The 13,102-nt window shown below is 59.8% G+C and carries 10 protein-coding genes; 5 read left to right on the forward strand and 5 right to left on the reverse strand.

Annotation, left to right across the window (positions count from 1 at the left end):
- Window positions 1–27: 27 nt before the first annotated feature.
- Window positions 28–261: a hypothetical protein gene (locus D3Z90_RS08475; protein WP_136475313.1), complete on the forward strand. Its 234-nt coding sequence runs from the start codon at window positions 28–30 to the stop codon at window positions 259–261.
- Window positions 262–325: 64 nt separating this feature from the next.
- Here D3Z90_RS08475 and sulA read toward each other — a convergent pair whose 3' ends face one another.
- Both sulA and lexA read right to left on the reverse strand, forming a co-directional pair.
- Complete coding sequence (gene sulA / locus D3Z90_RS08480) at window positions 326–820, reverse strand: SOS-induced cell division inhibitor SulA (protein ID WP_136475314.1); 495 nt, start codon at window positions 818–820, stop codon at window positions 326–328.
- A gap of 10 nt (window positions 821–830) precedes the next feature.
- Complete coding sequence (lexA, locus tag D3Z90_RS08485; RefSeq protein ID WP_136475315.1) at window positions 831–1,439, reverse strand: transcriptional repressor LexA; 609 nt, start codon at window positions 1,437–1,439, stop codon at window positions 831–833.
- A 230-nt stretch (window positions 1,440–1,669) separates the two neighbouring features.
- Here lexA and D3Z90_RS08490 point away from each other — a divergent pair, with 230 nt between their 5' ends.
- The 3 genes from D3Z90_RS08490 to nagZ are packed head-to-tail and all read left to right on the forward strand — an operon-like array spanning window position 1,670 to window position 3,973.
- Window positions 1,670–2,383, forward strand: a complete 714-nt coding sequence (locus D3Z90_RS08490; RefSeq protein WP_136475316.1) for a TetR/AcrR family transcriptional regulator — start codon at window positions 1,670–1,672, stop codon at window positions 2,381–2,383.
- A 44-nt stretch (window positions 2,384–2,427) separates the two neighbouring features.
- Complete coding sequence (locus D3Z90_RS08495) at window positions 2,428–2,952, forward strand: L,D-transpeptidase (protein ID WP_136475317.1); 525 nt, start codon at window positions 2,428–2,430, stop codon at window positions 2,950–2,952.
- 22 nt (window positions 2,953–2,974) lie between these two features.
- Entirely contained in the window at window positions 2,975–3,973 is a 999-nt protein-coding gene (nagZ, locus tag D3Z90_RS08500; protein ID WP_178084208.1) for a beta-N-acetylhexosaminidase, read from the forward strand.
- Window positions 3,974–4,033: 60 nt separating this feature from the next.
- Here the strand turns inward: nagZ and D3Z90_RS08505 are convergent, their stop codons facing one another.
- Genes D3Z90_RS08505 through mfd form a run of 3 tightly spaced genes read right to left on the reverse strand, consistent with a single transcriptional unit; the run spans window position 4,034 to window position 11,394 of the window.
- A complete protein-coding gene (locus D3Z90_RS08505; RefSeq protein ID WP_136475319.1) occupies window positions 4,034–7,369 on the reverse strand; it encodes a DEAD/DEAH box helicase in 3,336 nt (1,111 codons plus the stop codon).
- A gap of 4 nt (window positions 7,370–7,373) precedes the next feature.
- A complete protein-coding gene (locus D3Z90_RS08510) occupies window positions 7,374–7,934 on the reverse strand; it encodes a CsiV family protein (RefSeq protein WP_136475320.1) in 561 nt (186 codons plus the stop codon).
- 10 nt (window positions 7,935–7,944) lie between these two features.
- Entirely contained in the window at window positions 7,945–11,394 is a 3,450-nt protein-coding gene (gene mfd / locus D3Z90_RS08515) for a transcription-repair coupling factor (RefSeq protein WP_136475321.1), read from the reverse strand.
- 169 nt (window positions 11,395–11,563) lie between these two features.
- Between mfd and D3Z90_RS08520 the strand changes: the two genes are divergently transcribed.
- Window positions 11,564–13,027: a glyceraldehyde-3-phosphate dehydrogenase gene (locus D3Z90_RS08520; RefSeq protein WP_136475322.1), complete on the forward strand. Its 1,464-nt coding sequence runs from the start codon at window positions 11,564–11,566 to the stop codon at window positions 13,025–13,027.
- The last annotated feature ends 75 nt before the right edge of the window (window positions 13,028–13,102 follow it).

The raw sequence follows: 13,102 nt of genomic DNA on the forward strand, positions 1-13,102 counted from the left end.
CTGGCCTTTCGTGGAGAACAGCCCTTTATGCCAACGTCCTTTCTAGAAATTGTCGAGTTGCCTGATGGCCGGATCGAGCTGCGCCGCGCCGAGGACGAGGGCTCCCTGGTGACCCTGGATTTCTCCGAGGACGCCAAGGCCTTCTTGCAAGGTCAGCACGTGGAGGTGGCCAAAGCCATGCTCAGTGTTGGCGTGCAGATGGCTGGCAAGCTGGTCGAAGGTGAAGTCGAACGAGACGATGGGTCGCGCGTTCTGCACTGATCGAGCGGTATGGCTTCCTTGTTCTGAGGAAGCCGGACAATATCCAGACTACCGAGCCTGAATATCAGCCAAGGCGGATATTCAGGCTTTGTGCATCTCCGGCGCGGGCGGCATTGCTCAATTGCATGCGTGCGCTGCTGCTGACGGTGCTCAGCCAGCTGACCACGGTGTGGCTGCGGCCCAGGCGCAGGGCGTCACAAGCCAGTTGCAAGGCACTTTGGTTGCCGCGTGGTTGCAGCAGCAGAATGCGCTCGCGATTCAGTCCGGCTTCGCGTAGCCAGGCCTGGGTCAGGCTGGCCGGTGGGGCGATCAAGGTTAGCCAGCGAGCGTCGTGCTCTTCGCTCAACTCGCTCAAATCGCGAAGCATGGGTGCGAGCAGGTTCTGGCAGCTACCCAGAGCGCCACGGAAGGACAGTTCGCTGAATACCTGAGCTGTGCCAGGGTGCGACGCAGGCTTGGCGGCTTTCAGTCCGGGCAGCACTGGCTGGGCCAGAAATGCTTCGAACAAGGGCAGTTGCACTTGCTGCGGTACGTTCTGTGACGCTGGGGGGAACTGCATGACGCCTCCTTTATCGACGAATTACGCCGACACTCAAGCCCTCGATCACCAGCTCCTGCTCTTTCAGGTTGACTTCGATGGGGGCGAACTCGGGGTTTTCCGCAATTAGCCAGACTTTGCTGCCTTCGCGCTGGAAACGCTTGACGGTCACTTCGTCGCCCAGGCGGGCGACCACGATCTGACCATTGCGAGCTTCGCGGCAGGTGTGCACGGCAAGCAGGTCACCATCAATGATGCCGACATCCTTCATGCTCATGCCGTGAACGCGCAGCAAATAGTCGGCCCGCGGATGGAAGAAAGCCGGGTTGATGTTGCAGGACTCTTCGATGTGTTGCTGGGCCAGTATTGGCGCGCCCGCAGCAACGCGACCGATGATCGGCAGGCTGCTGTCTTCGGTCTTGGTTTCGAGGCCGGGAATGCGGATGCCGCGCGAGGCGCCTGGAGTCATCTCGATTGCGCCCTTGCGGGCCAGCGCCTTGAGGTGCTCCTCGGCAGCGTTGGGCGATTTGAACCCCAGCTCCTGGGCGATTTCTGCACGGGTCGGCGGAAAGCCGTTGTCTTCCAGGCAGCGCTTGATAAAAGCCAGAATCTCAGCTTGGCGTGGCGTCAGTTTTAGCATTTCGATCGCTCTGTCTTTTTATACAGTGACTGTAATTATATACAGTGAGTGGCAAGCTGCAAGCATCAACCTTTGAGAAAAAGCGGAATATGGCGCTTATGCCTTGCAGTCTGGGGCCTGCAGCTGTGATTTAATACGTGACCGTATAGACGCAAAGCGGCCGGATGGACTTGACAAATTACCGGTTTGAAACGTATGTTTCAAACAAGTGTTTGTCAGGCGGAGTAGTCATGGCCCAGTCGGAAACCGTAGAACGCATTCTCGATGCTGCCGAGCAGTTGTTCGCGGAAAAAGGTTTTGCCGAAACCTCATTGCGGCTGATCACCAGCAAGGCTGGCGTCAACCTGGCGGCGGTGAACTATCATTTCGGTTCGAAGAAGGCCCTGATCCAGGCGGTCTTCTCACGTTTCCTTGGTCCTTTCTGCGCAAGTCTGGAGCGTGAGCTGGAGCGCCGCCAGGCTCGTCCCGAGCACAAGCCAAGCCTTGAAGAATTGCTGGAAATGCTGGTAGAGCAGGCCATGGTGGTGCAGCCGCGCAGCGGTAACGACCTGTCGATTTTCATGCGTTTGCTGGGCCTGGCTTTCAGTCAGAGCCAGGGTCACCTGCGGCGTTACCTGGAAGACATGTACGGCAAGGTGTTCCGCCGCTATATGCTGCTGGTCAACGAAGCGGCTCCACGTATTCCGCCTATCGAGTTGTTCTGGCGTGTGCACTTCATGCTGGGCGCTGCAGCCTTCAGTATGTCCGGCATCAAAGCATTGCGCGCCATCGCTGAAACCGATTTCGGTATCAACACCTCGATCGAGCAGGTCATGCGCTTGATGGTGCCGTTTCTTGCGGCCGGTATGCGCGCAGACAGTGGCGTCACCGATGAAGCCATGGCTGCCGCGCAGTTGCGTCCACGCAGCAAGTCATCGAGCCCGGCAGTTACCGCCAAGGCCTGAGCCATGGCTGGGCGCGGCGAGCCGCATCGGCTAAGCTAGCGCCCATGCCCAGTCTCGATTTACTGCACATTTCCCTTGCCGATCAATGCCTCTATGGGTTCTACCAGGGGCACTTGCGCGTGCGTCTGCCCGTTTCCACTGCACTGAAGGGCGCCGGAGAAGCCAATGGCTCTGGTTGTACGCCGCGCGGCCGCCATCAGGTGCGAGCAAAGATCGGAACGGGTTTGCCCCAAGGGGCAGTGCTGCGTGGTCGACGCTGGAGCGGTGAAGTCTGGACGCCGCAGCTCCATGCGCAGTATCCGGGCCGTGACTGGGTTCTCAGTCGTATCCTCTGGCTCAGCGGTTGCGAGCCTGGATTCAATCGCCTGGGGTCGGTCGATACGTTTCGACGTTACATATATTTGCACGGCACGCCTGACAGCGAACCTTTAGGCGTGCCGTTGTCCCATGGCTGTGTCCGCCTGCGCAATGCCGACCTGTTGCATCTGTTTGACCGGGTGCCGGTGCATTGTGCAGTGCAGATCGAAGAAGCTGCGTGCCCTCAATGGGTCGACGCGCCCCTGAACTGAAGGATCTAATATGAGTGCCAGCCTGCAAGGCTCCCTGATGGTGGACATCGCCGGTACCTGGCTGACCGCCGAAGATCGCCAGCTTTTGCGCCAGCCCGAAGTGGCGGGCTTGATCATTTTTGCCCGCAACATTGAATGCCCTCGCCAGGTACGCGAATTGGCGGCTTCGATCCGTGCCGTTCGCCCGGACCTGATTCTGGCAGTGGATCAGGAGGGTGGACGGGTCCAGCGCCTGCGCCAGGGCTTTGTAAGGCTGCCAGCCATGCGTGCGCTGGCCGACAATGACAATGCCGAGTACCTGGCCGAGCAATGCGGCTGGTTGATGGCCACTGAAGTGCTGGCTGTAGGCTTGGACTTGAGCTTTGCCCCGGTTTTGGATCTTGATCATCAGCGCAGTGCTGTAGTCGGCAGCCGCGCGTTCGAAGCTGATCCGCTGCGTGCAACCGCCCTGGCCGGCGCATTCATTCGGGGTATGAACGCCGCAGGCATGGCCGCATGTGGGAAGCACTTCCCCGGCCATGGTTGGGCTGAAGCGGACTCCCATGTTGCGATTCCCACCGACGAGCGCAGTCTGGAAGAGATCCGTGCTGTCGACCTGGTGCCTTTTGCCCGCCTCAGTGGCCAACTGGCTGCGGTGATGCCTGCGCATGTGATCTATCCACACGTCGACAGCCAGCCCGCAGGTTTCTCGCGGCGTTGGCTGCAGGACATCCTGCGCGGTGAACTGGGCTTTGACGGGGTGATCTTCAGTGATGACCTGTCGATGGCAGGCGCGCATGTCGTCGGCGATGCTGCCAGCCGTATCGAGGCTGCGTTGACTGCCGGTTGTGACATGGGGCTGGTGTGCAACGACCGGGCAGCTGCTGAATTGGCGCTAACCGCTGCGCAGCGGTTGAAGGTCAAGCCCTCGCCACGTATTGCGCAGATGCGCGGGCAGGGTTTTGCACGTACTGACTATCGTCAGCAGCCGCGCTGGCTGGAAGCGCTCGGGGCGTTGAAAGAGGCTCAGTTGGTCGATTGACCTCGCCGGGCAGGCCCCACTGGAAACACATTGCCAGTGGGCGTTAGCCCCGGCGGGGATTCAGCCCGTTTTAGACCCCTTGTGCTTGCCAGGCAGTGGGGCAAACAAGGCATCGATATCCTCTGCGGCCAAACGCCAGTCACCCGCCGTTCGCCCATCCAGCACGCCGGCCGCAAGCGCCGACTTCTCCTGCTGCAGTTGCTGGATTTTTTCTTCCACCGTGCCGCGGGTGATCAGTTTGTAGACGAACACCGGTTTTTCCTGGCCGATGCGATAGGCACGGTCGGTGGCCTGGTTCTCGGCTGCCGGATTCCACCATGGGTCGTAGTGAATGACGGTATCGGCCGCCGTGAGATTCAGGCCAACGCCACCCGCCTTGAGGCTGATCAGAAATATCTGCAATTGCCCACTTTGGAAATCTTGTACGGGCGCCCGACGGTCACGGGTCTCACCGGTCAGGAGTGCGTAGGCGATGTTGCGTTGCTGCAACTCTTGCTCGATCAACCTGAGCATGCTGGTGAATTGCGAGAACAGCAGCACTCGCCGGCCTTCGGCGCGCAGCTCCTCAAGCATTTCCATCAGGCTGGCCAGTTTGCCCGAATGGGCGCCGCGCGCGGTTGTGGCCTCGCTGTTGATCAGGCGCAAGTCACAGCAGACCTGGCGTAGTTTGAGCAATGCCTCAAGGATGATGATCTGGCTACGGGCAACACCCTTGCGCGTGATTTCGTTGCGTACCTTTTGATCCATGGCCAGGCGCATGGTCTCGTAGACATCGCGTTGAGCGTCGCTAAGGTCGACCCAATGAATCATTTCGGTCTTGGCGGGCAGCTCCGTGGCAACTTGTTCCTTGGTGCGCCGGAGCAGGAAAGGCTTGATCCGGGCGTTGAGGTGCTGCAAGCGCTCCTCATTGCCCTGGCGCTCGATCGGTACGCGATAGTCGCGATTGAATGCTTTGGCGTCACCCAGCCAGCCAGGCAGCAGAAAGTGGAACAGCGACCACAGCTCACCCAGGTGATTCTCCAGGGGGGTGCCGCTCAAGCACAGACGTTGGCGTGCTTCAAGTTGACGCGCAGCTTGGGCCGCCTTGCTGTTCGGACTTTTGATGTACTGCGCTTCATCGAGAATCAGTACATGCAGCTTCAGATCCTTGAAGTGCTCCATGTCCTTGGGCAGCAACGCGTAAGTTGTAAGCAACAAATCATAGTCGTGCAAGTTGGCAAAGTGTTTGCGTCGGCCGACGCCTTGCAGTGCAAGCACTCGTAGGCCGGGAGCGAAGCGTGCGGCTTCGTCCTGCCAGTTGGGAATCAGGCTGGTGGGCATCACCACCATGGCGGGGCGGGTCAGGCGTCCGGCGTTTTTCTCGGTGAGTAGGTGGGCGAGGGTTTGCAGGGTCTTGCCCAGGCCCATGTCATCGGCAAGGATGCCGCCGACTTCCAGTTCGCGCAGTGCCTGCATCCAGCTCAGGCCTTCAAGCTGGTATGTACGCAGCGTTGCATTGAGGCCGCTCGGGGCCGGCGCCGGTTGAAGGCGGATATCACGCAGGCGCTCGGCGAGGTTGCGTACCTGGGCGCCGCCTTGCCAGCTTAGCGGCAGGTCTTCCAGCGCATTGAGGCGGGTAGCATCCAGGGTGGGCAGGCGCAAGCTGGTGTCGCCTGGTTCGCGTAGGTAGAAGTCGCCTAGGGTCGCCAGTACGGGTTTGAGTCGGCCATAAGGCAGTGCCACTTGCAGGTTGCGGCGTACGTTGCCTGGCGGGCCAGGTAACTGCACCAGCAATTGTTCATCGTCTCGGCGCTTTTGCAAGTGCGCGGGATTGAGCAGTTCCGGATGACTGCGCAGTACGTTGAGAAGAATCGGCAACAGGCTCAGGCGCTCGCCATTGACCTCGATACCCAGTTCCAGGTCGAACCAGTCTCGCCCACCGGCTTCATCAATATGTGCGTACCAGTCATCCACCTGGGCGAGGTTGAAGGCGAAGTCGTCGGTGTACTCGATCTCCCATCCTTGTTCGCGCAACAGCGGCAAATCATTGAGGATGAAGCGCAGCCAAGCACCCTCGGACGCCAATTCAAGCAAGTCGCCAGCGCTTTCGGGCAACGCTTTGCTCTGTCGTGTAGCCACCTTGAATCCCAACTTCGTCAACGTTTGGCGGATGTTGCCTTCGGCTTCGGTCTGGCGCTGGATGCGGTGACAAGTGCTGCCGTCGAGTTTGGTTACGTCTTTGGCCTGGCGGCCGCTGGTGCGCACGCCGTCGTAGACAAAAGACAAGGCGGCTCGGTGCTGGTGCTGGCGCTGCATGCGACCTGATTGCGGCACGTAGGCGCTGAACTCGTGACTGCCCAGGGTAAGGTGGGGTATGGGTGCAATGCCTTCGATGATCTTTTCGCTCAATGTTCTGGGGGTGGGGATCTGACGATTGAGGGTCTGAATCCGATGGCTGAATTGTACTACCTGGCTTTCCGGTATGACCGGCGCGGAGGCGAGATATGAAGCAGTGATTTCGTCGTAGTCGTGGTTCAGGCTGCCAATCTGGTCCTGGGCTTGGTTTAGGTAATACAGTGGCTGCAGGGCCAGAACGTGCTCGATCAATGTGCCGTGGTTGTACCAGCAGCCCTTGTAGTAACCGTTATCCAGCTTGACCCAGCGAAACTCGCAGCTAAGCGGCGCTCCCCGTGTAACAGGGGAGAGACGCGGCGCGAGGACCAATCGTTCGGTAGACAGGGCCAGTTCAAGCAGGGCCGCGCCATCGGCGCCCTCAAGCGTTACGGTGCCGTTGAATGTGGCGCTTTGCGCACTGGCAACGATCAGGCGCAGGAACTTCGCATCACACTCCCGCAGGTATCGCGGCTTCAGGCGCAAAGGCTCTTCGGGGTGCAAGAGCGGCTTGAGCTCGGTGAGGCTGCCATCCTTCAGGCGGTTGCATTTGTATGGGGTGATGCAGGCCTTGCCACTTTCTGGCAAGTACAGCGCATAGATTAGTATGTGCCCATCCTCTTTCGAGGATTTGTCGGCGCCTGCTTCAACCTTGGCCAGCCTGTCGATCCAGTGTTCCAGTTGCGGGCTCAGTCCCGACACTTCGCCTGGCTGTGGTGCTTCGTCCGGTTCTTGCAGGTCCATCACGTAATAGAGGACGGCAGCGCAATGCTTGCAATTCAAACCTACTGGGCAACTGCAGAATGTCTTCAGGAATGGCCCATTCTCGAGCTCATCCAATTCAATCCTCTGGGTGTAGACATTGCCAGCGGAACCGCGACAGGTTGAAGTGAGCCTCGTGTCTTTCAGCGATAGCAGCTTTACGCGGCCTTGCCCCGCATATTCGGCGCCTCTTTCCAGCACCTGTGAGCGGAACGCTGACGTCCAGTCGTCATTTTCAACCAGTTGCCGCAGTTCTCTCCGCATCTGGTTATTGCTCCATCAACTCCGGCGCTGGGCTGGGCATCCTCACCGGCCTGTTGGCAGTAACCTTGAGCAGCACGGCCAGGTGGCCGCCATCGAGAAAAGTCAGTTCTGCATTTTTTACCGTGCTGTTGCTCTGCTTGAGCTGTTCGCTCTGGACGACGGCGCCATTGCCGTCGAACTGATTGACCCAGACGTTGGCATCGACGGCGATGAAGCGATCTTCCTTAAGGCTCAGGTTGCCCTCGATCGGGAAGTGGCCGAATTGTTCCTTGCCGTCGGTGATGGCAACAATGCCGGTATCCTGTTTCCAGGCTTTGTGCAAAAGCACCGTGTATTGACTGTCCGCGGTCAGCTTCGCTGCTTCATCGGTCATTGCGGGTTTGCGCAGGTCGCCTTCGGCAAGGGCCTGGGCGCCGTTACTCCAGTCTTCTGGGGCAAACTGGCTGGTAATCGCTGGCACGGCGTTTTGCCGTACCAGAATCATTTCAACCTGATACTCCCCTTCAGCAAATGCGGCTGGGGCGAATAGCACCAGTAGCAGGGTCAGGCAGCGAATGGCACGCATGGATCTTCCTTCACGCAGATTGTGGGGTCAGGCGCTCGAATAGCGCCTCAAGGTTGTTGAAGCGTTCTTCCGGGCGCTCCATCGGCACCATGAACTTGAACTGGGTGGCACCTTCGAACTTGTAGCGCTTGGGCTGGCTCTGGATCAGCTTGATCAATGCCATTGGGTCGACCGGCGTCTCGGCTTCGAATTCGATCTTGCCGCCGTTAGGGCCGGCGTCGACTTTCTTGATGCCAAGCTTTTCTGCCTGCAGCTTGAGCAAGGTCAGGCGTACCAGGTTTTTGGTTGGCTCGGGTAGCAGCCCGAAACGGTCGATCATCTCCACTTGCAGGTCTTTGAGGCCGTCCTCATCCACCGCCGAGGCAATTCGCTTGTACAGAATCAGGCGCGCATGCACATCTGGGAGGTAATCTTCAGGAATCAGCGCGGGTAGGCGTAGATTGATTTCCGGGCCACCGCCCAACGGCTGGTCGAGGTTAGGCTGGGTACCCTTGCGGATGGCCTTGACCGCGCGCTCGAGCATTTCCATGTACAGGGTAAAACCGACCGCCTGGATTTGCCCGCTCTGGCCTTCGCCAAGTAGCTCGCCGGCGCCACGGATCTCCAGGTCGTTGGTGGCAAGGACGAAGCCTGCGCCCAAATCCTGGGTATTGGCGATAGCCTCCAGGCGCTTCTCGGCATCTGGCGTGATTTGCTGGCGTGGCGGGGTCAGCAGGTAAGCGTATGCCTGGTGGTGACTGCGTCCGACCCGGCCACGCAACTGGTGCAACTGGGCCAGGCCGAACTTGTCGGCACGCTCGATGATGATGGTGTTGGCGCTCGGTACGTCGATACCGGTCTCGATAATGGTCGAGGCAATCAACACGTTGAAGCGCTTATGGTAGAAGTCGCTCATCACCTGTTCGAGTTCGCGTTCGCGCATCTGCCCGTGACCGATGCCAATGCGCGCCTCGGGTACCAGTTCAGCGAGGTCGGCGGCGCACTTCTCGATGCTTTTCACATCGTTGTGCAGATAGTAGACCTGGCCGCCGCGCAGCAGCTCGCGCAGCAGTGCTTCTTTGACGGTGCTCTTGTTCTGCTCCATGACAAAGGTACGCACCGACAACCGCCGAGCTGGCGGGGTGGCGATGATCGACAGGTCGCGCATGCCGGCCACGGCCATGTTCAGCGTACGCGGGATCGGTGTAGCCGTCAGGGTGAGGATGTCGACCTCGCTGCGCAGCGCCTTGAGCTGTTCTTTCTGGCGTACGCCAAAACGGTGCTCTTCGTCGATGATCACCAGGCCCAGGTCTTTGATCTTGACGTCGTCTTGCAGCAACTTGTGGGTGCCGATGACGATGTCGATCTTGCCTTCGGCGAGATCGGCGACGGCGCTGGCGATTTCTTTAGGTGACTTGAAGCGGCTCATTACTTCCACGGTGACAGGCCAGTCGGCAAAGCGGTCGCGGAAGCTGTTGTAGTGCTGTTGGGCGAGCAGGGTAGTCGGTACCAGGATTGCTACCTGGCGACCGCCGTGCACGGCGATGAAGGCGGCACGCATGGCAACTTCTGTCTTGCCGAAGCCCACATCGCCGCACACCAGGCGATCCATCGGCTTGGGCGCGAGCATGTCCTCGCGCACAGCTTCGATCGCGCTTTGCTGGTCGGGGGTTTCCTCGAAAGGAAAGCCGGCGCTGAACGTGGCGTAGTCGGCAGACGGATCGGCGAAGGCATACCCTTTGCGCGCGGCGCGGCGGGCATAAATGTCGAGCAGCTCGGCGGCCACGTCGCGCACCTGTTCGGCCGCTTTGCGCTTGGCTTTTTGCCAGGTTTCGGAGCCAAGCCGATGCAGCGGCGCCAGCGCGTCATCGCTACCGGTGTAACGAGCGATCAGGTGCAGGTTGGCCACCGGCACGTAGAGTTTGGCGCCCTCGGCGTACTCCAGGGTGAGAAATTCGGCGACCTGATTGTCGATTTCCAGGGTCGCCAGGCCCAGGTAGCGACCCACACCGTGATCGATGTGCACCACTGGCGCGCCTTCGCGCAGTTCGGTGAGGTTCTTGATGACGGCATCGTTGCTGCCGTCGCTGCGTTTTTCCCGGCGTCGACGCTGCATGACCCGTTGCCCGAACAGCGGGCTTTCGGCGACCAGGGCAATGGCTGGATCTTCCAGCAGCAGGCCTTCATCGAGCGGGGCGATGGTAATTGCCAGGCGCTCTTTGCCGGCAACAAATGCACTCCAACTGTCGACGGTTTGCGGGCGCAGCTTCAGGCGCTCGAGGAGTTCGAGCAGCACTTCGCGACGGCCTGCCGACTCGGCAGTGAACAACACGCGGCCAGCGAACTGGTCGAGGAACGCTGATAACGCTGCCAACGGCTGGTGGGCCTTGGCTTCGATGGCAAGATTGGGCAGCGCTTGTGCCGGGAAGCGCTCGCGACCGACGCCGCTGTCGATGTCATCCTGGCTGGCGACAACGCGTGGCCAGTTTTTCAGGCGGGCGAAACAATCCTCTACCGGCAGGAACAATTCGGCCGGTGGCAACAGGGGGCGCGACGGATCGATACGCCGCTCCTCGTAGCGGTTGCGCACATCGCTCCAGAAATGCTCGGCTGCCTGCTCGACGCCGGGCAGGGAAAATACCTGGGTGTCCTGGGGCAGGTAGTCGAACAGTGTCGAGGTGTCATCGAAAAACAGCGGCAGGTAATACTCGATACCGGCAGGGGTAATGCCGCTGGACAGGTCCTGGAAGATCGAGCAGCGGCGGAAGTCGACGTCGAAGCGCTCACGAAAGCGAGCCTTGAAGCGAGTCACGGCATCTTTTTGCAGCGGAAACTCGCGCGCCGGCAACAAGCGCACCGACTCCACTTTGTCGATGGAGCGCTGGGTCTCCGGGTCGAAGGTCCGCAGGGTCTCGATCTCGTCGTCGAACAGATCGATCCGGTACGGCAGCTTGCTGCCCATTGGGAACAGATCGATCAGTGCGCCGCGCACGGCGAATTCACCGTGTTCGTACACCGTATCGACACAGCGGTAACCGCTGGCTTCCAGACGTGTACGCATTTGCTCGACATCGAGCTTCTGGCCGATGTCCAGCACCAGGCTGCTACCCAGCAGGAAGCGGGTCGGTGCCAGGCGGTGCAGGGCAGTGGTGATCGGCACCACGAGAATGCCGTGGTCAAGCTCCGGCAGCCGGTACAGGCTGGCAATCCGCTGAGAGATGATGTCCTGGTGCGGCGAGAACAGGTCGTAGGGCAGGGTTTCCCAGTCGGGGAACGGCAATACCGGCAGATCCGGCGCAAAAAAGCGCAACTCCTGCTCGAGCCGGTCAGCTGTTTGGCTGTCGGCGGTCAGAAGCAGGGTAAAGCGCTTGGCGGCGCTGGCAGCTTCGGCAATGGCCAGGCTCAGGGCAGCGCCCGGCAGATTGCCCCAGGTTTGTTTGCCGGCAGTGGCCGGCAGGTGCGGTAGACGCAGTACAGGCACGGGAGGTCGAGCTCCAAGCGTTACGACAAAGACGACAATTGTACCGGTGACGAGCCCGTGCTGTCAGGTTTGCGCAGGCTAAATCCATGTAGTGACGCATCGGCGACAGGCGCTCATTGCTCGATGGGCTGCGGGGCGTCATAATGTAGCCCCTTTTTTCTGTCCCTACATGTGGAAGGTTCCCGTGACTCAGAAGCCCGACCAGTGTCTTGGTGAGTGGATTGATCGTGAAGCACTTGCAGAAGCGATGATCCCGCTTATCGGTCAGCTCTACCGCAATAACAATGTGGTGAGCTCGATCTATGGCCGCAGCCTGATCAACCGCTCGGTGATCTCGATCCTCAAAGCGCATCGCTTTGCTCGTCATCGCCAAACCGACGAAACCGAACTCTCTGTCCACGAGACATTCCCGCTGCTCAAGGCCATGAGTGAGCTGAAACTGGGTGCCGCTTCGGTCGACCTGGGCAAGCTGGCCAACAAATTCAAGCAAGAAGGCAACGGCCGCAGCGCCGAGCAGTTCGTGCGTGAAGAAATGGCCGATGTGGTTGGCCAGCAGAATGCTTCGGCGCGCAAAGGCACCGACGTCGTGCTGTACGGCTTCGGTCGTATCGGCCGTCTGCTGGCGCGCATCCTGATCGAAAAAACCGGTGGTGGCGACGGTCTGCGTCTGCGTGCCATCGTCGTGCGCAAAGGCGCCGAAAACGATCTGGTCAAGCGTGCCAGCCTGTTGCGTCGTGACTCGGTTCACGGCCCGTTCGATGGCACCATCACCATCGATGAAGAACACAACACCATCACCGCCAACGGCAACCTGATCCAGGTTATCTACGCCAAGAGCCCGAGCGAAGTCGACTACACCCAGTACGGCATCGAAAACGCTCTGATCGTCGACAACACCGGTGTATGGCGTGATGCCGACGGCCTGGGCCAGCACCTGGCTTGCCCTGGCGCTGCTCGCGTAATCCTCACTGCCCCTGGCAAAGGCGCACTGAAGAACATCGTGCACGGTATCAACCACGGTGAAATCAACGCTGACGACAAGATCATCTCGGCCGCTTCCTGCACCACCAACGCTATCGTGCCGGTGCTGAAAGCTGTCAATGACAAGTACGGCATCGTCAACGGCCACGTCGAAACCGTTCACTCGTTCACCAACGACCAGAACCTGATCGACAACTTCCACAAGGGCAGCCGTCGTGGCCGCGCCGCGCCGCTGAACATGGTTATCACCGAGACGGGTGCAGCCACTGCAGCTGCCAAGGCGTTGCCTGTGCTCAAGGGCAAGCTGACCGGTAACGCGATTCGTGTTCCAACGCCGAACGTGTCGATGGCCATCCTGAACCTGAACCTGGAAAAGGCCACCAGCCGCGAAGAAATCAACGAGTACCTGCGCCAGATGGCCATGCACTCGGATCTGCACAAGCAGATCGACTACGTCAGCTCGCAGGAAGTGGTTTCCACTGACTTCGTTGGCTCGCGTCACGCCGGTGTGGTCGATGCCGAAGCTACCATCTGCAACGATAATCGCGTTGTCCTGTACGTCTGGTACGACAACGAATTCGGTTACAGCTGCCAGGTCGTGCGTGTAATGGAAGACATGGCCGGTGTAAACCCGCCAGCTTTCCCACGCTAAGCTTGTCTTGGTCGTGAAAGACGGGAACCTTAGGGTTCCCGTTTTTTTTGCCTGATTTTCCAGGAGGATGAATGC

The sequence above is a fragment of the Pseudomonas sp. DG56-2 genome, assembly GCF_004803755.1.
In the GTDB taxonomy this organism is placed as follows: domain Bacteria; phylum Pseudomonadota; class Gammaproteobacteria; order Pseudomonadales; family Pseudomonadaceae; genus Aquipseudomonas; species Aquipseudomonas auratipiscis.

What these genes read in the sequence shown, in the direction of transcription:
- lexA (WP_136475315.1), bottom strand. Translation starts at nt 1,439, where the DNA reads ATGCTAAAACTGACGCCACGCCAAGCTGAGATTCTGGCTTTTATCAAG.
- D3Z90_RS08475 (WP_136475313.1), top strand. Translation starts at nt 28, where the DNA reads ATGCCAACGTCCTTTCTAGAAATTGTCGAGTTGCCTGATGGCCGGATC.
- D3Z90_RS08520 (WP_136475322.1), top strand. Translation starts at nt 11,564, where the DNA reads ATGTGGAAGGTTCCCGTGACTCAGAAGCCCGACCAGTGTCTTGGTGAG.
- sulA (WP_136475314.1), bottom strand. Translation starts at nt 820, where the DNA reads ATGCAGTTCCCCCCAGCGTCACAGAACGTACCGCAGCAAGTGCAACTG.
- D3Z90_RS08495 (WP_136475317.1), top strand. Translation starts at nt 2,428, where the DNA reads ATGCCCAGTCTCGATTTACTGCACATTTCCCTTGCCGATCAATGCCTC.
- D3Z90_RS08505 (WP_136475319.1), bottom strand. Translation starts at nt 7,369, where the DNA reads ATGCGGAGAGAACTGCGGCAACTGGTTGAAAATGACGACTGGACGTCA.
- D3Z90_RS08490 (WP_136475316.1), top strand. Translation starts at nt 1,670, where the DNA reads ATGGCCCAGTCGGAAACCGTAGAACGCATTCTCGATGCTGCCGAGCAG.
- D3Z90_RS08510 (WP_136475320.1), bottom strand. Translation starts at nt 7,934, where the DNA reads ATGCGTGCCATTCGCTGCCTGACCCTGCTACTGGTGCTATTCGCCCCA.